Source organism: Novosphingobium sp. BL-S-33, from assembly GCF_056857025.1.
Genome location: NZ_CM166475.1, coordinates 1,830,756 through 1,851,687 on the forward strand (window position 1 = coordinate 1,830,756; position 20,932 = coordinate 1,851,687).

The 20,932-nt window shown below is 66.8% G+C and carries 15 protein-coding genes and 1 other annotated feature; of the genes, 7 read left to right on the top strand and 8 right to left on the bottom strand.

The window, feature by feature from the left end; translation table 11 throughout:
* Positions 1 to 37: 37 nt before the first annotated feature.
* Positions 38 to 1,462: an aldehyde dehydrogenase family protein gene (locus tag AC1VVM_RS24580; RefSeq protein WP_482956825.1), complete on the top strand. Its 1,425-nt coding sequence runs from the start codon at positions 38 to 40 to the stop codon at positions 1,460 to 1,462.
* 28 nt (positions 1,463 to 1,490) lie between these two features.
* Complete coding sequence (locus AC1VVM_RS24585) at positions 1,491 to 2,366, top strand: SDR family NAD(P)-dependent oxidoreductase (protein ID WP_482956826.1); 876 nt, start codon at positions 1,491 to 1,493, stop codon at positions 2,364 to 2,366.
* Here the strand turns inward: AC1VVM_RS24585 and AC1VVM_RS24590 are convergent.
* Entirely contained in the window at positions 2,341 to 5,148 is a 2,808-nt protein-coding gene (locus AC1VVM_RS24590) for an ATP-binding protein (protein WP_482956827.1), read from the bottom strand. The two genes, AC1VVM_RS24585 and AC1VVM_RS24590, sit on opposite strands and share 26 nt — an antisense overlap.
* Before the next feature lie 129 nt (positions 5,149 to 5,277).
* Entirely contained in the window at positions 5,278 to 6,369 is a 1,092-nt protein-coding gene (locus tag AC1VVM_RS24595; protein ID WP_482956828.1) for a redoxin domain-containing protein, read from the bottom strand.
* Between the two features lie 229 nt (positions 6,370 to 6,598).
* Between AC1VVM_RS24595 and AC1VVM_RS24600 the strand changes: the two genes are divergently transcribed.
* From AC1VVM_RS24600 to AC1VVM_RS24610, 3 genes are read left to right on the top strand one after another with little or no spacing between them, the layout of a single operon-like run.
* Positions 6,599 to 7,882, top strand: a complete 1,284-nt coding sequence (locus AC1VVM_RS24600; RefSeq protein WP_482956829.1) for an epoxide hydrolase family protein — start codon at positions 6,599 to 6,601, stop codon at positions 7,880 to 7,882.
* 37 nt (positions 7,883 to 7,919) lie between these two features.
* Positions 7,920 to 8,333, top strand: a complete 414-nt coding sequence (locus AC1VVM_RS24605; protein WP_482956830.1) for an organic hydroperoxide resistance protein — start codon at positions 7,920 to 7,922, stop codon at positions 8,331 to 8,333.
* Positions 8,334 to 8,348: 15 nt separating this feature from the next.
* Positions 8,349 to 9,140, top strand: coding sequence for an alpha/beta fold hydrolase (locus tag AC1VVM_RS24610; protein WP_482956831.1), 792 nt, complete (start codon positions 8,349 to 8,351; stop codon positions 9,138 to 9,140).
* Positions 9,141 to 9,457: 317 nt separating this feature from the next.
* Here the strand turns inward: AC1VVM_RS24610 and AC1VVM_RS24615 are convergent, their stop codons facing one another.
* The 4 genes from AC1VVM_RS24615 to AC1VVM_RS24630 form a co-directional block, all read right to left on the bottom strand.
* Positions 9,458 to 10,939: a SulP family inorganic anion transporter gene (locus tag AC1VVM_RS24615; RefSeq protein ID WP_482956832.1), complete on the bottom strand. Its 1,482-nt coding sequence runs from the start codon at positions 10,937 to 10,939 to the stop codon at positions 9,458 to 9,460.
* 68 nt (positions 10,940 to 11,007) lie between these two features.
* Positions 11,008 to 11,063, bottom strand: a sequence feature (sul1 is cis-regulatory element that is thought to sense ions involved in sulfur or methionine metabolism; They are found in Alphaproteobacteria).
* A gap of 94 nt (positions 11,064 to 11,157) precedes the next feature.
* On the bottom strand, positions 11,158 to 12,036 hold the full coding sequence (locus tag AC1VVM_RS24620; RefSeq protein ID WP_482956833.1) for a pirin family protein: 879 nt from the start codon (positions 12,034 to 12,036) through the stop codon (positions 11,158 to 11,160).
* 106 nt (positions 12,037 to 12,142) lie between these two features.
* Positions 12,143 to 13,303 (bottom strand): amidohydrolase family protein, encoded by a 1,161-nt coding sequence (locus AC1VVM_RS24625; RefSeq protein WP_482956834.1) that lies wholly within the window; start codon positions 13,301 to 13,303, stop codon positions 12,143 to 12,145.
* Entirely contained in the window at positions 13,300 to 14,760 is a 1,461-nt protein-coding gene (locus AC1VVM_RS24630; protein WP_482956835.1) for an amidohydrolase family protein, read from the bottom strand. The genes AC1VVM_RS24625 and AC1VVM_RS24630 overlap by 4 nt, the downstream gene beginning before the upstream one ends.
* An 87-nt stretch (positions 14,761 to 14,847) precedes the next feature.
* Between AC1VVM_RS24630 and AC1VVM_RS24635 the strand changes: the two genes are divergently transcribed.
* Positions 14,848 to 15,729, top strand: coding sequence for a LysR family transcriptional regulator (locus AC1VVM_RS24635; protein WP_482906301.1), 882 nt, complete (start codon positions 14,848 to 14,850; stop codon positions 15,727 to 15,729).
* A gap of 388 nt (positions 15,730 to 16,117) precedes the next feature.
* Positions 16,118 to 17,110: an alpha/beta hydrolase gene (locus AC1VVM_RS24640; protein WP_482956836.1), complete on the top strand. Its 993-nt coding sequence runs from the start codon at positions 16,118 to 16,120 to the stop codon at positions 17,108 to 17,110.
* Positions 17,111 to 17,279: 169 nt separating this feature from the next.
* On the opposite strand, the gene AC1VVM_RS24645 is transcribed toward AC1VVM_RS24640, so the two are convergent.
* Entirely contained in the window at positions 17,280 to 17,957 is a 678-nt protein-coding gene (locus AC1VVM_RS24645) for a DUF6250 domain-containing protein (RefSeq protein ID WP_482956837.1), read from the bottom strand.
* Positions 17,954 to 20,731, bottom strand: coding sequence for an exo-rhamnogalacturonan lyase family protein (locus AC1VVM_RS24650; RefSeq protein WP_482956838.1), 2,778 nt, complete (start codon positions 20,729 to 20,731; stop codon positions 17,954 to 17,956). The genes AC1VVM_RS24645 and AC1VVM_RS24650 overlap by 4 nt, the downstream gene beginning before the upstream one ends.
* Positions 20,732 to 20,932 lie beyond the last annotated feature (201 nt).

The window sequence follows — 20,932 nt, forward strand, 5'->3', positions numbered from 1 at the left end:
CGTAAGCCATATCGTCGCTGACCAATGGAGACGGACAATGCGGAATATCGACAAGATCTACATCGACGGCGCTTTCGTAACGCCGCACGGGAGCGCGCGTTTCGACCTTTTCAACCCCGCCACCGAAGAACCGATCGGCTGCGTCCGTCTGGGCGATGCGGAGGATGTGCGTCTGGCCGTCGCGGCGGCCAAACGGGCGTTCCCGGCGATGGCGCGCACCACCAAGGCAGAGCGGATTGCCATGCTCTATCGCCTGCGGGACGCCGTGAAGGCCCGGACCGACGATTTGATCGCCGCAATGACCGAGGAATACGGCGCACCGGCCTATTTCACCGGCTTTTCGGTGCAGAACACCGCTTCCGTTTTCGAAGTCATGGCCGCCTCGGTGGAGGACTATGCCTTTGATCGGACGGCCGGTTCCAGTGCCGTGACGATGCTGCCGCTCGGCGTCATCGGGGCGATCACGCCGTGGAACAGCAACTTCGGTTTCATCGCGACCAAGCTGGCCCATGCCATCGGTTCGGGATCGACGATCGTCATCAAGCCCGCCGAACAGAGCGCGATCCAGACGCAGGTGCTGCTCGAATGCCTGCATCAGGCGGGGCTGCCGAAGGGCGTGCTCAATGTCGTGAACGGTACCGGCCCGGAAGTCGGCGCGGCGCTGACGGCCCATCCCGACGTGGCGCTGATCACCTTCACCGGATCGACGCCGGCGGCACGGATCATCCAGCGTTCGGCGCTGGAAACGATGAAGCGAATGGTGCTGGAACTGGGCGGCAAGAGCCCGACGATCATCCTTGACGATGCCGATCTCGATGCCGCGATCCCCATTGCGCTGATGAGCGGCTTTGCCAACAGCGGGCAGGCCTGCGTCGCCGGATCGCGCATTCTGGTGCCGCGCTCGCGCCGGGAAGAGATCCTTGCGCGCCTGAAGCGGGAGGCGGAAAGGCTCAAGGTCGGTATTCCCACCGATCCGGAAGTGCGCATCGGCCCGCTCGCCAATGCCGCGCACTGGGAACGCGTGCAAAGCTGGATCCGGCTGGGACTGGAGGAAGGTGCCACTCTGCTGACCGGCGGCGAAGGACGGCCCGAAGGGCTGGATCGGGGCTGGTTCGCGCGCCCGACGATCTTCACCGATGTCTCCAACACCATGCGCATCGCCCGCGAGGAGATCTTCGGCCCGGTCCTGAGCGTCATCACCTATGACGACGAGGCTGACGCCATCGCCATCGCCAACGATTCAGACTTCGGGCTTCAGGCCTATGTCCTCTCCTCGGACGAAGGCCGCGCGCTGCGCGTGGCGCGGCAGCTGGTGGCCGGGCGCGTCGTCATCAACGGTGCGCCGCACGATCCCCGCGCGCCGTTTGGCGGCTTTCGCCAGTCCGGCCTTGGGCGCGAGATCGGTGCCTATGGTCTCGACGCCTTCCTGGAGCCGCGCGCGATCCTGAAGCCCGCCGCCTGATCCTTCCCCCCGACAGAAAGCAAAAGACATGCAGAAGACCTGGATCATCACCGGAAGCGCGCGCGGCCTTGGCCGCGCGATCCTGACCGCTGTGCTGGAAAGCGGCGACAACGTGCTCGCCGCTGCCCGCAACGTGGCGCAGCTTGACGACCTCAAGGCGATTTACGGCGACCGCATCGAACCTTTCGCGCTGGATGTGACCGACGAGGCGCGCGCCGGCGAGGCTGCCGCCGCCGCGATTGCCGCCTTCGGACGGATCGACGTGCTGGTGAACAATGCGGGCTATGGCCATTTCGAAGCGTTCGAGCAGAAATCCTCCGCCGATTTCCGCGCCGAAGTGGAAACCAACCTGTTCGGCGTCGTCAACATGACGCGCGCGGTGCTGCCGTTCATGCGGGAGCGCCGTTCGGGTCACATCCTCAATGTCTCATCCGTGGGCGGGCGGGTCGGCACGCCGGGCCTCTCTGCCTATCAGGCGGCGAAATGGGCGGTCGGCGGCTTCACTGAAGTCCTGCGCAGCGAAGTCGCCCATCTGGGCATCCGCATCGTGTCGCTGGAACCGGGCGGCATGCGCACGGACTGGGCCGATATCGCGGGCAATGCCGCCTCAAGCACCGTGCTGCCGGACTATGCCGAAACGGTCGGCATTACGCTGGAGCGGATCAGGGCCTATGCGGGCAACGAAGTGGGCGACCCGGCGCGCATCGCGCAGGTCATTCTGTGCCTCGCCAACCGCGACGACGTGCCTGCCCATCTGGTTCTGGGCATGGATGCGCTGGCCTCGTTCGACGCCGCCGAAGCCGAACGCGGCGAAGCCCATGCACGGTGGCTCGGCGTCGGCCGCGCCACCGTGTTCGACGGGCCGGAGGGCGACGCGCTTACCGCTCTGTTGCCCCCGGGCTGACCGAGTGGGCAAGCAGACCCGCCCGGTCGGCGGCCACGCGCATTTCCCAGGCGCGCGCGCCCTGCTGCCGGGCGACTGCCCCTGCCTGTTCCAGCGCGGCGAGCGCATCCTCCGTGGCACCACCGGCACCGGCAATGGCCGCCTTGATCCGTAAGAGTTCGGGCAAGGCGATCCGTTCGCCGCTGGCGGTGCACCGCGCGATCGTGGTTTCCACCGCCCGGCGTGCGTCGGCCAGCCTGCCCTCCGCGGCAAGTCCGCGCGCCAGCGCGATCGAGAACGGGGTCGCCAGCAGTTCGTAGCGCGCGCCGCGCAATTGCGAGAGGCTCTCTTCCAGGGCTTCGACGGCTTCGGCGTAGCGTCCGTACTCGATGGCCAATTCACCCCCGAAACCCTGTGCCGCCGCGATATAGGGGCCAAGGGCATCGACCTGCGCGCAATCGCGGAAAGTGCGGAGTGCCTGCTCGGCTCGCGCCACGTCGCCCATCCACAAGTGGACCGACAGCGACCAGATCAGGGCGATGCAATGCGTGACCGGGTGATCGAGCGCTGCCGCTTCGGCCACGGTCTGCTCGGCCAGATGCTGTGCGGCGTCGGACTCGCCCGCCAGCCACAGCACGCGGGCCAGTGCTATGCCGGAGCGGTTGCGATGGTCGAAACCGTAGGCAATCGTAAGATTGCGCTGCGATTGCGGGCTGTTTTCCAGCGCCCGCTCCAGATCGCGGCGCGCGCGGGTCTGGTCGCCGGCGAGGTGATGGGAAATGCCCGAGAGCGAACAGGCGACGGCCAGTGCTTCCGGCTCGCCGATCTCTTCCGCCACCGCGATCGCCTGTTCGGCATGGGCCATGGCCACGGCATATTCCCCGATCCGCTCATGGAAGATGTGCAGCCGCCCCAGCATGCACAGACGGCTCCAGCGGTCCTCCACCAGAGTGGCAACCTCCAGCGCGCGGGCCAGCGCCTCGCCCGCCTCGGGGGTGTTGCCGCGCGTGAACATCAAGGCGATGCCGAGCGCGCCCTGCAATTCCAGTTCCATCGCCGTGCCGCGCTGATCGGGTTCCAGCGCGGCAATCGCGCGGGCGGCCCAGGTACGGCATTCGACCAGGTGCGAAAGATTGAGGAACACCCGCATGCTCGCCGTCGCCAGGCGCACGGCAAGGCGGATGTCGCCCTCCGGCCCGAAGCTCCAGTCGAGCGCGCTGCGAATATTGCCCAGTTGCGGGCGCAGCGAGCGGGTATCCTGAAACGCGGCCTTGTCCTGCGCGGCGATGGCTTCCAGTTCGGAAAGGAAGAACATCGCATGGCGGCGGGTCGTCGCGCGGTGTTCCTCGGCCCCCCGCGCGGCCAGCTTTTCGCGCGCATAGGCACGGGTCATTTCGAGCAGGCGGTAGGTGCCCGATCCTCGCGCCCGGTTGGCGGCGATGAGCGACTTGGCGGAGAGGTCGTCCAGCGCCATCGCCGCCTCGTCAGACCCCAAGGCCGCATCGGTCACCACGTCGAGCGCCGCATCGACGGAGAACGGCCCGACGAAGACGCCCAGTCGGTCCAGCACTGTCCGCTCGGCCGGGGTAAGCAGGTCGTAGCTCCAGTCCAGCGTCGCGCGCAGGGTCTGCTGGCGCGGCTGCGCGGTGCGGCGGCCGGACCAGGCAAGGCTGAAACGCTCGCCGATCTGGCGCGCGGTCGCCGCGATCCCATGCGTGGCGACACGCACGGCGGCCAGTTCCATGGGCAGCGCCATGCCGTCCAGCCTTTGGCACATGTCCGCGATCAGGCGGGCGTCCGCATCGTCGATTTCCAGCGTGCTGTCGGCGGCGCGGGCACGTTCGCAGAACAACTCCACCGCCGGATAGGCCAGCAGCTCCTCGCGCGTCAGCCCTTTCACCTCCTGCGGATAGTCCAGCGCATCGAGGCGGTGGACATGCTCACCCAGTGCGCGCAGCGGCTCACGCGACGTGGTGACGATGCGGGCTTGCGGTGCGGCTTCGATGATGCGCTCGACGATCTCGGCCGCCTGCTCGATCACATGCTCGCAATTGTCGAGCAGGAGCAGGAACGGGCCGCCGCGCAAATGGCCAAGGATGACGGCGGCGGGATCGCCGCTCTGCACCGAAATGCCCATGGCGCCCGCGATCATCGGCGGCACGAGCGCCGGGTTCTCCAGCATGCCGAAGTCCACGAAAGCCGCTTGCCCGGCAAAATGCGCGGTCAGGCGGTGGCCGATCTCGATCATCAGCGAGGTCTTGCCGACGCCCGCCGGGCCCGCAATCGTGAACAGCGGGGTATCGGCCACGCGGGCCAGCAGCAGATCGAGGTCGCGCTCGCGGCCGATAAGATGCGGCAGCGGCGGGGGAATGTTGGTGGTGAAGCCCGCCGGAGCCGAAACTGGCTGGGCAACCGCGACGGCATGCTCCGACCGCTCCACTTCCAGCCGCTCCACGGGAGCGACGAAGGCGTAACCCACGCCGACCTGGGTGGCGATATAACGGCTGCCGTCGCCATCCGCGCCCTCGCCCAGCAGCTTGCGCAGCCCCGCCATGTGGAAGCGCAGGCTGCCATCCTCGACGACGACGTCGGGCCAGACCCGTTTCAGCAGTTCGCGCTTGGACAGAACGCGGCCCGGCTGCTCGGCCAGAGCGACGAGAATGTCGAACGAACGCCCGCCGATCTCCACCGGCTGCCCGTCGCGCGTCAGCAGGCGCTTGGCCGGATGGAGGCAGAAGCGCCCGAAGGCCATTCGCTCGCCCAGATCCTGCCTGTCCGGGTTCTGACTTTCACCTTGCGCCACGATGCCGTCTTGCCCCTATCTCACTAAAATGCCGCACTTTAATCATGCCGCAGTGCGGCATGTCCGGCTACCTATACGATGGTTGCCGGTCGTGGGAGAGGCTTTAGTAGAGTTGGGGGCGAGATCAGATCATCCGAACGTGAACGAATAGGCGCGCACGCCGGGGCGCGAGAACTCGATGCGCACGGTGCGGTCGGAAACGGGCCCATGCTGGCGGACCAGTTGATAGAGCCGGTCCTGCCGCAGTTCCCCCCATCCGGCGGAGTCGGTGTCGGTTCCGTGATCGGCGCCGGGGGCCTTGCCGTCGATCGTCACCCGGAAGCGGACCGGCTGGCCATCGGCCGGCGCGCCGAGCACGGCATGGGCATCGCGCGCATGAAAATGAAAGCGGATCGCGCCGCCGGACTTGTCGAGCCGGGCGAATTCGCGCGAGACGGTCCAGCTTCCGGCCAGGTCCCAGCGGTTCAGCGGCAGCGATGCGGCGGGAGTGTAAGTGCCCGAACCGCCGCGAAGCAGTCCGCCGGGGGAGGCGAAGGCCTGCGCCTTAGCATAGCCGAGATAGGCCTCGGGCGATTGCAGGTTGGGCCAGTCCGCCTGCGCTTCCACGCCTGCCGCGCCGATCGGGGCTTCGGGCAGGCTGGACACATCATGTCCGGCTTCGGCAAGGAGTTTGCGGATCAGTCGCTCCGCCTCGGCATAATTGCCCTCGCCCACGGTATAGCCGCGCACGCGGCCATGGGCGTCGATGATGTAGAACCCCGGCCAGCCCTCGTTTCCAAAGGCGCGCCAGACGGCATAGTCGTTGTCCTGAACGTTGGGGTAGCCGACGCCGAGCGCCTGCGTGGCCGCGCCCACTTTGCCGGGATCGTGCTCGAAATCGAACTCGGGCGCGTGAACGCCGATGACGGTCAGGCCCTTGTCCCCATAGCGTTCGTTCCAGCCGCGCAGGTAGGGCAGGGCGCGCAGCGAGTTGATGCACGAATAGGTCCAGAAATTGACCACCACCACTTTGCCGCGCAGCGACGGTGCGGCCCCGCCCAGCCATGGACGCGCATCGGCCAGCACTTGCAGCGGGCGCGGCGTTGCATCGCTGGGCGCGGAAGCAATGGCATCGCCGTCCGCTGGCGTGCGCGCCAGCGCCTCGCGCCAGCACGTCGCGGTGGTGGTGCCCGCCGCCATCAGGGCAGCGGCGATGAAGCCTATCGAGCGGTTCGTGGTCATGACGGATATCTCCGGTTGAGCGCCTGTTGATCGGGAAAGAGATCTAGGGCGCCGTCCGGCGCGCTTCACGCCAGATGCTGATGGGCCGCGTTAGCCGGTGAGAGCGCGCGGTGCCTGAAGCGCTCCCAGGCAGACGCTAACACGACATTGCGGCACCTAACGGGCGCCCGAAGCGCGTCCGCTCTATCATCCAGCCAACAGATCGGATGATCGGCGGAAGGATAGACAAATGCTTGCAGGATATTCCACATCGCGGCGCGATTTCGTCGCCCGGATCGGAGAGGGCGCGGCGCTGGCCGGAATGATGACGGCGATGCCCGGCCTGGCCCGCGCGGCGGTTACGCAAGACAGCGTCCGCCCGTACCGCATCGCCATTCCCGCAACCGAGATCGCCAGCATGAAGCGCCGGATCGCCGAGACCCGCTGGGCCGATCCGCAGCCCGTCAGCGATGACAGCCAGGGCGTGCGCCGACAGACCTTGCAGCCGCTGATGCAGTACTGGGCGGGCGCCTACGACTGGCGCAAGGTCGAAGCCCGTCTCAATGCCCTGCCGATGTTCATGACCGAGATCGACGGGCTGGACATCCACTTCATCCACGTCCGCTCCCGCCACGAAAACGCCATGCCGCTGATCCTGACCCATGGCTGGCCAGGCTCGGTGCTGGAGTTCCTGAACGTGATCGCCCCGCTCACCGATCCCACCGCGCATGGCGGGCGGGCGGAAGATGCCTTTCACCTTGTCATCCCCTCGATCCCGGGCTTCGGTTTCTCCGCGAAGCCGACGGTGCCGGGCTGGGGATCGGACCGGATCGGGCGGGCATGGTCCACGCTGATGCTGCGCCTTGGCTATGATCGCTATGTCGGCCAGGGCGGCGACTGCGGCTCGGTGATCTCGCAGCGCATGGCCTTGCAGAAAGTACCGGGATTGCTGGGCATCCACCTCAACATGCCCGCCGTCGTGCCCGCCGATGTGGCCCATATCCTCGCCGCCGGAGATCCCGCGCCTGCCAGCCTTTCCGTCAAGGAACGCGCCGCCTTCGACCAGTTGGAAGCCTTCTACCGCGACAATTCCGCCTATGCCGCGATGATGAACACGCGGCCCCAGACCATCGGCTATTCGCTGGTGGACTCGCCGGTCGGCATGGCCGCGTGGATGTACGAGAAGATCGCGCAGTGGACCTATAGCGACGGCCAGCCCGAGCGCGTGCTGGGCCGCGACGCGATCCTCGACGACATCTCGCTCTACTGGCTCACCGCCACCGGCGCCTCTGCCGCGCGGATCTACTGGGAAGACCACAGCAACAACTTCAACGCGCGCGGGGTGATCGACCTGCCGGTGGCCGTCAGCGTCTTCCCCGGCGAGATCTTCCGCGCGCCCAAGACTTGGGCCGAGCGCTGCTACACGAACCTCTATTACTTCAATGAAGTGAGCGACGGCGGCCACTTCGCCGCCTGGGAACAGCCCGCGCTCTTCGCACAGGAAGTGCGCGCCGCGTTCCGCCCGCTCCGCTGACCTTCACACCAAATCCGCCCCCCACAGGAGAAAACCCATGTCCGACAGCAAGACCCTCTATACCGCTCATGTCCACGTAACCGGGGGCCGCGAAGGCGCCGCCCGCAGTTCCGACGGCCACCTTGACGTGAAGCTGACCACCCCCGGCACATCCGGCGCGGGCACCAACCCGGAGCAACTGTTCGCCGCCGGATGGTCCGCCTGCTTCGAAGGCGCCATGGCGATCGCCGCGAAGTCGAGAGGCGTGGAGCTGCCCGAAACGCTCGCGATCGATGCGCAAGTGGAACTGCGCCACGGGGGCGACGGCTATGCGCTGGCCGCAAGGCTCGACGTCAGCGTGCCCGGCGTCGATCCGGACCTCGCCCGGCAGATCATCGAGGCCGCCCATCGCACCTGCCCCTATTCGAAGGCGGTGAAGGGCAACATCGACACCGTCGTCGCGCTCGTCTGAACTGGAGAACAGCCCATGAAGAAATCGCTTATCGCTGGCGGGCTGATGCTCGCCGCTGGCCTCCTTGCACCGGCTGCTCAGGCAGAGCCCGCAGCTTCGGCGGCAAAGCCTACCGTGGTTCTCGTCCACGGCGCTTTCGCGGATTCGTCGAGCTGGAACGGCGTGATCGCCGCGCTCCAGCATGACGGCTACGCCGTCGTTGCCGCGCCGGACAACTTGCGCGGGGTCCGCGCGGACGCCGATATCGTGGCGGACGTGGTGAAGGGCATCGCCGGCCCGGTCGTGCTGGTCGGCCATTCCTATGGCGGATCGGTCATCAGCGAAGCGGCCGAGGGCGCGGCCAACGTCAAGGCGCTGGTCTATGTCGCCGCCTTCGCACCCGAAGCGGGCGAGACCGCGCTGGGGCTGACCGGCAAGTTCCCCGGCAGCACGCTGGGGCCGACGCTGGCGCCACCGGTGCCGCTGGCCGGTGGCGGAAACGACCTCTACATCCAGCAGGCCCGCTTCCCCGCGCAGTTCGCCGCCGATGTGCCGGAAGCGCAGGCTCGGCTCATGGCCGTAGGCCAGCGCCCGATTGCCGATGCCGCGCTTTCGGAGGCCTCGACTGCTCCGGCGTGGAAGCACGTGCCTTCGTGGTTCGTCTATGGCGATGCCGACCGCAACATTCCGCCGGCGGCGATGCAGTTCATGGCGCAGCGTGCCGGCGCGCGCGAGACGGTGGTGGTCAAGGGCGCCTCGCATGTCGTCATGGTCTCACACCCGGCCCAAGTGGCGCAGTTGATCGAGCGCGCGGCCAAGGCCCCATAAGCCAAGACTGCGTATCGACAGCCCCACCGTTCCCCCCGCGGTGCGCGGGCTGCCCCCGGTCGGCCCCCCAAGGCCGGCCGGGGGTTCTCGCAGGCGCTCACGCCGAAAAGCATGAAATCGGACAACAGCTAACCCGCAATTCCGGCCCTTTAAATCCGCTCAGGCTGAGCTTGTCGAAGCGCCCGAGGCGTGGCGCGGATCCAAGATCCTTCGACAAGCTCAGGATGAGCGGGGTAGGGGGCGTGTCCGCTTTCCCGCATTGGCTGCCTTATGCACCGCCCTTTACATCCTCAGACCGGCATTTTGCGGCCGATCATTCATCCTGCACGACGGACGAGCGGCGCGTGACGGTCCACCAATATGGCGCTTGCCTCGTTCAACCCGATCAGATCGACGGCAATCCCGTGTCGGCGCAGTTTGTCCACCACGACTTCCAGCGCCCCCACCGCCGTCACGTCCCACAAATGGGCGGCGGTCAGGTCGATGCGCACGCTTCGGGCCGTATCGCGCAAGTCGAAGCGATCGGCGAAGATATCGGCGCTTGCGAAGAAAATCTGGCCGGAAACCGCGTAAGTCCTCGTGTCCGTATCCGGATCGTAGGTGATCGCCACATCCATCATCCGGGTCACCTTGAACGCGAAGAAGACGCCGCTCATCAGCACGCCGACGATCACGCCTGATGACAGGTCGTGGGTCGCCACCGTAACCACGACGGTGGCAAGCATGACGGCGCCGGAGACTTTGGGATGGCGGGCCAGATCGCCCAACGATGTCCACGAAAACGTGCTGACGGACACCATGATCATGATCGCCACGAGCGCCGCGACCGGGACCTGGGCAACCCAAGGCCGCAAGGGCACAAGGACCACAAGCAGGAAAACGCCCGCTGCCAGCGTCGACAGGCGGCCTCGCCCGCCATAACGGACATTGCCGACCGTCTGTCCGATCATGCCGCAACCGGCGATGCCGCCAAACACACCCGCCGCCATGTTCGCCAGCCCAAGTCCTGTGCATTCGCGCGCCTTCGAGCTGGTGGTCTCGGTCAGGTCATCGACGACACTGGCCGTCATCATCGATTCCAGCAGTCCAACCGCTGCGATCGCCAGCGAATAGGGCGCGATGACCCGCAAGGTCTCAAGATTCAAAGGCACGTCCGGCAGGGCAAAGACGGGCAGCGAAGCGGGCAGCGTGCCCAGATCCGAAACGGTGTGGATCGGCATCGGGAAGGCCATCGCGATCGCCGTCAGGACGACAATGCAGATCAGCGGCGAGGGGATCGCCTTGAAGATCCTGGGCACCAGATAGATGATGACCAGGCCGCCCGCGATCATCCCATAAGTATGCCAGGTCACGCCCAGCATCTGCGGCACTTGCGCGGAGAAGATCAGGATCGCCAGGGCATTGACGAAACCGGTGCGCACCGAACGCGAGACGAAGCGCAGCAGAACATCCAGTTTCGCCAGTCCGAACGCGATCTGGAGAAGTCCGCCAAGGATCGTCGCTGCCAGCAGGTATTGCAGGCCGTGCGCCTTCACGAGCGCGCCGACCACGAGCGCGACCGAACCTGCCGCGCCGGAGATCATCGCTGGCCGCCCCCCGGCAAAGGCGATCACGATGCCGATGACGAAGGAGGCGAAAAGGCCGACCTGCGGGTCCACTCCGGCCACGAACGAAAACGCGATGACCTCAGGGATGAGCGCAAATGTGGCCACCAGGCCCGCCAGGACATCGCGGCGTGCAGCGGCGACGCCGCCGCCGAACCACTCGGCACGATAACGAGCGAAAGATCGGAAATTCATGAACCGGGATATTCCGCAGTAATCGCAAGCAACTGGCAAGGCCAGGAAGGGTCAATGCTGGCGAAGTGCGTTGTCCGGCGGATCGGCGGCCGGAATAGCCACCCGGAATTTCACCGGGTCCGAGCGAATGCAAGGCCGTTAGCGATATCGTGTTGGGGGCGCAACAGTCATCGCCCTATTGCCACATGCACAGGTCGAAGATGCGGGGCGCTGCTCGCTTACTGGCCAACGCCGAGCAAGGGACCCGTGCCGTTGAACTTGCCGGCCTGATAGTCGCGAATGGCCTCGCCGATTTCTTCGCGCGTATTCATCACGAAGGGGCCGTGCGCTACCACCGGTTCACCGATCGGGTCCGCGTGGCCGAACAGCAGTACCGCGTCGCTGTGCGCTTCGAACGACACCAGATCGCCGTCGTCGTCCATGGTCACGAGGTGCCAGGCGTTCACCGCCTTGCCGCTGACCGAAACGCTTCCAGACACGACGTAGAGAAAGACACTGCGCCCTTTGGGAGCCGGCAGGTCAAGACTTGCTCCGGCAGACAGGCGGAGGGTGGACATGAACACGCCCGTCAACGACGGGATCGGACCGGTGACATCGCCGAACGCGCCCGCAATCAGGTTCAGCGTGCCTTGACCGTCTGCGATCGGGATCGCGGGAATGCCATCGGCCTGGACGCCGGTGTAGCGCGGCGCCGTCATCTTCAAGTTTGACGGCAGATTGACCCAGAGCTGGAGAATTTCCATGGCGCCGCCCGCTTGCTTGAAGCTGGGAGGCGACACTTCCGCATGGATCAGGCCGGATCCAGCCGTCATCCACTGCACGCCGCCCGCTTCGATAATGCTCTCGTGCCCGCCCGTATCGTAGTGGGCGAGATTGCCTTCCAGGATGAACGTCACCGTCTCGAACCCGCGATGCGGATGAGGGCCGAAAGGCAGGCCGTTGTTTCCGGGCTGATAGACCTGCGGGCCGTGGTGATTGAGAAACAGAAAGGGGTCGACCTGATCGATGCCGGGCCCGGGCACCGGTCGCCGCGTGATGAGGTCGGCGATATCGTCGCGATGGGCGGGATGGATCCCGGCAACGGAGCGGCTGGTCATGCGAGTTCTCTATCGAATGCGGGCACTGCAAAGCGCCCTCGCTACGGCTCCATCTCGGCCCTGATCGCCCGGATAGCAAGAGCGCCGATGCCTGTATCTTGACCGATCAGAACACTCGGCCGCGATGGACGACCACGCGATCGGAGGGCGGGGCCGCGACGGCGGCGGCCAGCGTATCGGCCTGCAAGGCGACGAAGCTGGCCGGCATACCGACCTCCAGCCGGGGCGGCTCCAGCCCGAGTGCGCGTGCCGCTTCTTCCGTCGCCATGGCCAGCGCGACGGCCAGTTCCTCATCGCGGTAGAAGCCCGAACGGTAGCCGATCAGCATGGCCCGCTGGAGCATGTCGCCATTGCCGTAAGGCCACCAGGCATCGCGAATATTGTCGTTGCCGGCAAAGACCCTGACCCCATGTTCGCGCAGGCGAAGAATGGGCGGGAAGGCGCGGTCGCCGGGCGCATTGGTCATGATCGCCACGCCCGCATCGGCAAGCGCGCGGGCAATGCCGTTCAGCACGGCCCCGTCCACATCGCCCAGCGCATAGGCATGGCTGACCGCTACGCGCCCGCCAAGGCCCAGCGCCTTCGTGCGCGCGGCGATGCGATGGAGCTGCGCGATGCCGCCCGCGCCGCCTTCGTGGAGGTGGATGTCGATCTTCGCGCCGCGCCGGTCGGCGAGGCCGAAGACCGCGTCAAGATGCCCGTCGGAGTCGCCGTCCATGCCCTCGGGATCGATGCCGCCCACCACTTCGGCGCCTTCGGCAATTGCAGCCTCCAGAATGTCGGCCGTGCCCGGGCAGGTCAGGATGCCGGCCTGCGGGAAGGCGACCAGTTCGATGTCTACACGGTCGCGCCATTTCTCCCGCGCTTCCATCACCGCGTGGAGGTGGGAAAGGCCGGTGGTGGCATCGACATCGACGTGGCTGCGCATGGCAACCGTGCCGAAGGCGGCGACTTGCGCGATCAGCGCATCGGCGCGCTGGGCGGTGGGGCGTACTTTCGCCAGCAGCGCTTTCTCGGCGGCCAGCCGTTCCCGCAGGCTCGCGGCCGGGCGATGGGGTTGCCAGGGCTCACCGACGAAGCTCTTGTCGAGATGGATATGGCCGTCGACGAAGCCGGGCAGGACCAGCCTGCCGGTCAGATCGACCGTTTCCATTGCCGCGTCAGCGGAAAGGTTTGGCCCGATGGCGGCGAAGCGCCCGTCGCGCACCGCAAGGTCGACCGAGCGGCCGTCCGCCAGCACGGCGCCAGTGAAGAGGCGGTCGATCATTGTGCCGCTCCGTTGCTTTCGGCAGCGTTCCACGCCGCCACCTTGCTGCGGGTTTCGGCCAGCATGGCGTCGAGCGCCGCGCGGTCGTGCAGCTTGCCGCGCATCACCACCGCTCGGATCGCGCGCGTCGCCGAAATGTCCTTCAGCGGATCGCGGTCCAGCAGCACGAGGTCGGCCGCCATGCCGCTCTTCACCGCGCCGTAGCGGTCGAGCAGGCCGAACCATGCCGGGCCTGCGCGGGTCGCGGCGGACAACGCCTGCGCGGGCGTGAGCCCTTCCTTCACGAACAGTGAAAGCTCGTCATGCAGGCCGATGCCGGGATAGTTGAAGGAATTGAGGAATCCCGCATCGGTGCCCGCGATCACCGTCACACCGGCCTTTTCCAGCATCGGCAGCACGGCGGCCTCATGCTCGAAATGGGCGTGGCGGGCCTCGATGGCTGCCGCGTCCGCCTTGGCCGCGCGCTCGATGCGCCAGTCATAGGTCTTGCGCAGTTTCGGGCCGATATAGGCGAGGTAGGGATCGTGGGCATGGTCATCCGCGTCCAGCCACGCGAGCACGCGGCCGCCGTTGAGCGTCGGCGTGACGAAGACGCCCTTCTGCGCAAAGTTGCGGTAGGAGGCCATGGCGGTGGCGGGGTCGAACCCGGCATCGAGCCGCCGGTTCGCTTCCGCGCGGTCGATGCGGCCGGCCGCGAAGTCCGCCGCGATTGCCGCCTCGTCCTTGACGCCGGCCTTGTAGGCATAGTCGATATGCTCGATCGAGCTGATCCCCGCATCCACCGCCTGCCCGACGGTCAGCGCCATCGGGATATGGCCGGAGGTACGCAGCCCGCGCGCCTTGGCCTGCGATACGGCATAGAGGAACAGCTGCGGATCCAGCGTGCTGTCGGTGATCTTCACGAAGTCCACCTTGTCACGGTCCTGCAGTCGGGCGAGCGCGGCATCGACATCGGCCTTGCTGCCCACTTCGATGGTGCCCTTCCACACCGGTTTGATGCCTTCGATCTTGGCGCCGGAGGTCAGCAGACGCGGGCCGAACAGGGTGCCATTGGCGATCTCTCCGCGCCAGGCGAGCACCTGATCGGGAAGGTCGCCCGAACAGTCGCGGATCGTGGTGATGCCATGCGCGACATAGAGCGGCAGCAGCGCCTTGTTTTCTTCGATCAGGTCCGGCCCGCCGCCGAAGTGGACATGCATGTCCCATAGCCCGGGGATCAGAAAGCGGCCCTTGCCCTCCACTACATCCTGCGCGTGCCACTGGCGGGAAACTTCGCCATCGCCGCCCACCGCGACGATGTCCGCCCCGCGCAGCACCACGGCCTGATCCTTCACCTCGCGCGCATGTTCCACGTCGATCACGGTGACGTGGCGGATCATCAGGTCGCCCTCGCTTGCCGCCAGAGCGGGCGATGCGGAGGCCATGAGGCCGGCGATCAACGGGGCAAGAAACTTCATGGGCACCTGTCTCCTTTGTCGCCTTGGTAGGAGATCGCAGATGCATTCACAAATTAGATGTCAGAATGCCCATCATTCTATATATACATGATCATCATGCTCGATCCCCGGCTTCTGCGCAGTTTCGTGGCCATCGTCGATAGCGGCCATTTCACCCGCGCAGCGGAGCAATTGGGGATGACGCAGTCCACGATCAGCCAGCAATTGGGCCGGCTGGAGGAAGCGGCAGGTCATCCGCTGATCGACAGGGCGGCGCGCCCGGTACGCCCCACCGCCATGGGGGAGCGGCTGCTTGGCCATGCGCGGCGCATCCTTCAACTTGACGAGGAAGCGCGCAACCTCCTGCGCGATCCGGCGGGCACGGCGGGGGTTTCCATCGGCCTGCCCGAAGATCTGGCAACGCCCGCCATGGCGCAGCGGCTTGCCGGTTTCGCGGCGGCCAACAGTCGCATTCGTCTGGATGTCGTCACCGGCCTCAGCCGCGATCTCGCGGCGCGGTACCGGCAGGGCGAATTCGATCTTGTCGTCGTCAAGGAAGACCGGCCCGCGCCCGATTGCCGCGCCAGTTATCCCGAGCCGCTTGGCTGGTTCGCCGCCCGCGATCACGCGCTGGAGGCGCGTGATCCGGTGCCGCTGGTCACCTTTCCCCCCGGCGGCCTTTACCGCGAGCCGATGTTCCGCGCGCTCGAAGCGGCCGGGCGGCGGTGGTATGTCGCCTTTACTGGCAGCAGCTTGCAGAGCGTTCTGGCCGCGACGGAGGCGGGCATGGGCCTGTCGCTGCTGCCCCGCTCGGTGGTGGAGGGCAGGGCCTTGCGCCGATTGACAGGGTTGGGCGAAGCGGCCCCAATGGTCGTCTCGCTCTACGCGCGCGAGAATGCGGAGCCGATTGCCGAACTGGTGGACATGACAAAGGCCGTCCTGGAACAGCGGATGACTCTGGCGCCGCCGAGGACATCCGGCAGCGCCTGAGTTTAGCCTGGATCCTCCCGGCCGCGATTACGGACGCGCCCACGCTACGGGCGACCTGCAACGATCCGACGATTGGTCCGGGATGTTGCTTCCTGCGGCATGAAAGCTTCGCATGCGTCGTGTCGTAGAGAGTATAGCGGCGTCTCTGCGCTGTGTTATCCGAATAAATCCGGTCGTTTAGGCGTTATCGGAAATTGAAAAGGTCAATTTCTTCGGATAATGCTGCGATTTATATGGGCAATTGTGCGAATTGAACGAATTGAAAACGGATAATCGATCGAATTATCCGAGATAATTCGATTAAATGTTTCACGAAAATTCAAGTTGATGAAGTCTATTTAGTCATATAGTCAGCCAGCGTCTTTGTCGTTCCAAGGCTTTGTGCAATATGTCGAGTGACCGCCGTCAGTTTCTGGGTTCGCTTACTGCCTTGGCCGCGGCCCCGCTGCTGTCCGGCCGGGCGCCGGCTGCAAGCGGCGAAAACGTCGTGACGGGCGAGCGTTTCCCGATCTGGCCGGGCTCGCCGCCGGGGCTGCCCAAGGGCGGCGTGACCGAGGAGCGCGTGCTGCGCTCCAACAAGAGCAACCCCGACGATTTCGCCTGGCCCCATGTCGCGGTGCCGATGCTGACCGTCTGCCCGGCCGCAAGGCCCACCGGCGCGGCGGTGCTGACGATGCCGGGCGGCGGCTATGCGCGCGTCGCCATGGGTACGAAGCCTTCCGCGACTTCGCGCTGGTTCGCCAGTCAGGGGGTGACGGCATTCGAACTGCTCTACCGCTTGCCGCATGACGGCTGGACCGGCGGACCGGACACGCCTTTGCAGGACGCCCAGCGCGCCATGCGCGTGATCCGCGCCAATGCCGCGAAGTGGGGCGTGGACCCGGCCAACGTGGCGGCCATCGGCTTCTCGGCAGGCGGGCACCTGTGCGGCAGCCTTGCCACGCGGGCGGGGGTGAAAGTCTACGAGCCGGTCGATGCAGCCGATGCGCTGGACGCGCGGCCGATCGTCGCGGGCATGTTCTTCCCGGTCGTCAGCATGGTGCCGCCGCTCGCCCATGCGCAGTCGCGCAGCGAGCTTCTCGGCGCGAACCCGAGCGAGGAACTCTCGCGGCGTTATTCGGTGAATCTCGACGTTCCCGCGACGACGCCGCCGATCCTGCTCGGCCATGCGGCGGACGATACCGTGGTCGATTGCGGCAACAGCCTCGCCATGTTCGAGGGCTGCCGGGCGGCGAAGATACCTTCCGAACTCTTCGTGATCGAAAAGGGCGGCCACGGCGCGCCGCTGTTCGAACCGGACGGCCGCGCCGGGGTGTGGCTCACGCGTTTCGCGCGGTTCGGGGCTCGGCATGGGTTGAAGATTCCCTCCGACGGGGCGTGAGGCTAAGCGCTGCTCCTCCCCTGCAAGGGGAGGTGGCAGCCTGTAGGGCTGACGGAGGGGTGTCAGCCTTTCGGTGGTGTGCCACGCCGAGAGCATTATACCCCTCCACCACCGCTTCGCGGCGGTCCCCCTCCCCCTGCAGGGGAGGAGCTGTTCCATCCGGTTCACCTCAGCGCTTGGCCCCAAGCGGCACGATCCGGAAATTGCGAATGCGCAGATGGCTCTTCGTCGTGCGCAAGGCGAACCAGCCCCGGCGGTAGGGCGCGGCGTCCGTCATCGTGAAGAGCCGCTGGCCGTCAAAATCCACGGTCACCGTCGCGCCATCGGCGGCAAGGCGCATCGGCACCCATCGGTTTGCCACGAGCAGCGCGGCAGGGTCCGACCGGTCATGCTCGGGCAGGAGCGGCCGGTTGCCCGCCTCGCCCACATAGCGGCGCATCCGCGTGGTGGTGTTGCGGTTGCCGCCGATGCCCACGTAGTAGGTCTTCAGCGTGTCATAACGCCCAAACGCCCCGCTGCGCGGGTTCGTCAGCGGTGATCCGTCCGGCGCGGCGGGGTCGGTGGCCATCCAGAAGGCGTTGACGTCGCTCACCGCGTCGTTCTTCCCGCCTTCGGAGACCGCCATGACTTCGTACTCGATGGCGACAGGCCCGGTGAGTTCGTCGGCCCACCAGACCGAAATGCCTTGTGGCGCGTCGATGTCCATCACGCCGCCTTTTACGCTGACGCGCGAGGCCGCCTCGGCCTCGACGCGCCAGTGTGAGAGGCCGTGGCGGAAGTCGTCAGCCTGTGCGTTCGCCGCCGCCGGGAGCAGCGCCAGCACCACGGCGGCAGCGAGCACTCTCATTCCAGCACATCCCCGATCAGCGTGAGGTTCACGGTGGCGGCGATGCCCCACTGCGCGGCGTCGTTGGTGGAGACTTCGGCGATCTCGTCCACCGGCTTGAGCACGGCCGCGCCCTCCACCCGGTGCGCGCCGCGCGACTGGTCGCGGCCCTCGCGGTCTCCCGCGCCGAAGAACTCTCCCCACGCGCGTTTGACCAGTTCCGGCTTGCCGAGCTGCACCCCGGCATAAGCGGTAAAGCGCGAATGCGCCTGCGTCAGCGCGCGGCCCTTGCCGGGGGAGCCGGTGCGGGCGCGGAACTCGGCTTCGGGCGCGTTGTAGAGTTCGCAGTATTCGAGCCAGACCTTGCGATAGGCGGGCTCGTCCACCAGTTCGAGCAGTTCGGCGGTGATTTCGAATACGCCGAACACGCCGTTGAGGTGGCTCATGTTCACCTCGTTCCCGCCGCTAACGAAGCGGCCGCTGGCAAGGTCGAAGGCGCCGCCGCCCGCCAGCCAGCCCTTGGGCATGGCCGCGATCGAGCGCATGCCCGCAACGATGCGGTCGCGCCAGCGGGTGTCGCGCGTGCGCTCCCACTCGGTCAGCCATGCGCCCAGCAGAGAGCCCCAGACGGTGCCGAACTGCATGAAGACCTGACCTTCCGCCAGCGGCTGCTCCGGCACCACTGCACCAGTTCCGGCGAGGGGCTCGGCACGGTGCAGGACCTTCCGGCCGATATCGACCGTCTTCAGCGCATGGTCGCTATCGACCAGCGCGTGCATCAGGTCTCCGCAGCGTTCGTCGGTGGTGAGGTAGTAGTAGAAGCGGCGGAAGGCGGCGTTGGAAATGCGCGGCTGCTTCGAACTGTCCCCCCAGTGCTGCACGCCGTGGCGGGTGCCGAGGCCCTTGAAGCGGCCGGAGTGATAGACATCGACTTCGCCGGTATGGCGCGTCATCGCCTCGGCCAGACGGAACACATCGGCGCGGCCGGTGCGCAGGAAGCCGTACCAGAGCCAGAGGTCGGTCGAGAGTTCGCTGTTGTCCCACGCAAAGCCGCCGATGTCGTAGCGCCAGACGTGCCGGTCATTGTCATAGCTGTGCATGACGTCGCCGTAGTTCCAGAAGCCGTACCAGCGGCGCTGGTCCACTTGCCCGATGTAGAAATCGAGTTCGCGCTTGGCCCGCGTCTCCACTTTTTCACGCAGCGGCCCGCCCTTGGCAATGGGGCTCCACGGGCCGAACATCCCGGCCGAATGAACGCGCGCGACATTGGCGACCAGGCGCGGCGGCGCGGCAAGGTTCTGCCCCATGGCCGCAAGCCTTTCGCGCGAGGGCGTGGCGGGCAGGGCCCAGAGGCGGAACTCGGTGGTACGGGCCACGCCGGAGGGATCGCCCCAGCCCGGCTCGTAGTCCTCGTAAGTCGCATCAAGGCCCGCGTTCTGCTTCTCGTAGTCGTCCATGCCCATGACGTCGTGGTAGAAGCGCAAGTCCATCGCCGGGGCATCGGGGGCATGGTACCAGACGGTGAAACGCGCGGTGTCACCGGCCGCATCGGCCACGTCGAGGCCGACCGGGCAGCGCTGCCAGAAATCGTGCATGCCGAAAGCCACGCCGCCCGAAGGCCCGCCGATATAGCCGAGGCCGGGGCAGCGGCCTGCCGTATCGACATCGATCCACCCGAAGCCGGGCCGCGTGCGCTTGATGATCGAGAACCCGTCCGCATTGGGCTGGCGCAGGCGGAAATCGCCGAAGGCGGGCACGTAATCGAGGTTCTGTCGCAGCGCCGGGCTCATCTGGTCGAGCGGGGGCGTTGCCTGCCCGGCCACTTGCGCGCTGCGGAAGGCATTGCCGGGATCGCGGCGCAGGCCGGTGAGCGGGCGCACTGCTTCGGCCCAGAGGCCGCCGTTCTCGCCCGCGAAGCGTACGTGGCGGTCATGGAGCTTGTCGCGCATCGGCACCGCGCCTTCGAGGCCGAGCCCGCGGATGAAGCGCTTGGCCGGATCGCCGTCGAACACCATCGAATGGACGATGCGCACGCTGTCCGCCCCGGCGTGGAAATAGAGGCGCACGGAGAAGGGAATCCAGTCGCCCTCGCTGCCGCGATGGCGACCATCGAGTTTCACGACCGCGCGGATCGGGCCGCTCTGTTCGACCGTGGCGCTCTCGATCGTGCCGGTCCAGCGGGCGAGAGCGGGGGCGCCGTCCTCATCGTCCGGCCGGTCCTGCGCGCTGGCGATGAGGCGCACCGATTGCAGCACTTCGGCGGAACCCACGCGCGCCGAGCGGATCAGCGCCTCGCCGGAACGGCCGACGGTCCAGACCGTCTGACCGACCGTGATGGTGATCGTATCGCCCGCCTCGCGCAGGAACAGGATCTGTGCCGGTTTTGCGGAGCCGGGTACCACGCGCAGGCCGCTCGCCTGACCGCCGCCGGCGGGCAGAGCGTGGCCGGTCCACTTGATCGAACCGTCCGGCCACCATGCCATCGGCCATGTCTGAAGCGCCTCGCGCGCGCCGCCCGCGCTTTCGAGAACATAGCCGCGCTTGTCGAGACGCGTGCCGCGCGGCCAGGGCTGGCCCCAGCTTTGGCCCCAGTTCTGGCTATCGGCGCCGGAAGGCAGCGCGCCGTCGAGCCAGACCACGTCGTCTCCCGGTGCGATTCCCGAGCCGAGCGGCTCCTGCGCGCCGATCGGCGCAGCATTCGCGCGGCCGGGCATCAGCGCCATGGAACCCGCGACGGCGGATGTCGCCAGCGTTTGGGCCAATATCTCGCGGCGGCTCCAGCCCGGCTTGGTCATGCTCTCTCCCTTGGGTGTGGCACCTCGCAAGTGCCTTATGTGGGATCATATTTCATTATGTGGGTTGAGTCGTCAACTGGCGCTGCGACGTAAATTGCGCGTTTTCAATTCGAATTCGGACCCACCGCCGACACCGCCGTAGTCCCTCTCCCTTTCCTTCGTCATTGCGAGGAGGCGAAGCCGACGTGGCAATCCAGAGCG

Bases quoted from the DNA above. Each gene is read 5' to 3' on its own strand.
- AC1VVM_RS24580 (WP_482956825.1), top strand. From the start codon at position 38: ATGCGGAATATCGACAAGATCTACATCGACGGCGCTTTCGTAACGCCG.
- AC1VVM_RS24585 (WP_482956826.1), top strand. From the start codon at position 1,491: ATGCAGAAGACCTGGATCATCACCGGAAGCGCGCGCGGCCTTGGCCGC.
- AC1VVM_RS24595 (WP_482956828.1), bottom strand. From the start codon at position 6,369: ATGACCACGAACCGCTCGATAGGCTTCATCGCCGCTGCCCTGATGGCG.
- AC1VVM_RS24600 (WP_482956829.1), top strand. From the start codon at position 6,599: ATGCTTGCAGGATATTCCACATCGCGGCGCGATTTCGTCGCCCGGATC.
- AC1VVM_RS24605 (WP_482956830.1), top strand. From the start codon at position 7,920: ATGTCCGACAGCAAGACCCTCTATACCGCTCATGTCCACGTAACCGGG.
- AC1VVM_RS24610 (WP_482956831.1), top strand. From the start codon at position 8,349: ATGAAGAAATCGCTTATCGCTGGCGGGCTGATGCTCGCCGCTGGCCTC.
- AC1VVM_RS24615 (WP_482956832.1), bottom strand. From the start codon at position 10,939: ATGAATTTCCGATCTTTCGCTCGTTATCGTGCCGAGTGGTTCGGCGGC.
- AC1VVM_RS24620 (WP_482956833.1), bottom strand. From the start codon at position 12,036: ATGACCAGCCGCTCCGTTGCCGGGATCCATCCCGCCCATCGCGACGAT.
- AC1VVM_RS24625 (WP_482956834.1), bottom strand. From the start codon at position 13,303: ATGATCGACCGCCTCTTCACTGGCGCCGTGCTGGCGGACGGCCGCTCG.
- AC1VVM_RS24630 (WP_482956835.1), bottom strand. From the start codon at position 14,760: ATGAAGTTTCTTGCCCCGTTGATCGCCGGCCTCATGGCCTCCGCATCG.
- AC1VVM_RS24635 (WP_482906301.1), top strand. From the start codon at position 14,848: ATGATCATCATGCTCGATCCCCGGCTTCTGCGCAGTTTCGTGGCCATC.
- AC1VVM_RS24640 (WP_482956836.1), top strand. From the start codon at position 16,118: ATGTCGAGTGACCGCCGTCAGTTTCTGGGTTCGCTTACTGCCTTGGCC.
- AC1VVM_RS24645 (WP_482956837.1), bottom strand. From the start codon at position 17,957: ATGAGAGTGCTCGCTGCCGCCGTGGTGCTGGCGCTGCTCCCGGCGGCG.
- AC1VVM_RS24650 (WP_482956838.1), bottom strand. From the start codon at position 20,731: ATGACCAAGCCGGGCTGGAGCCGCCGCGAGATATTGGCCCAAACGCTG.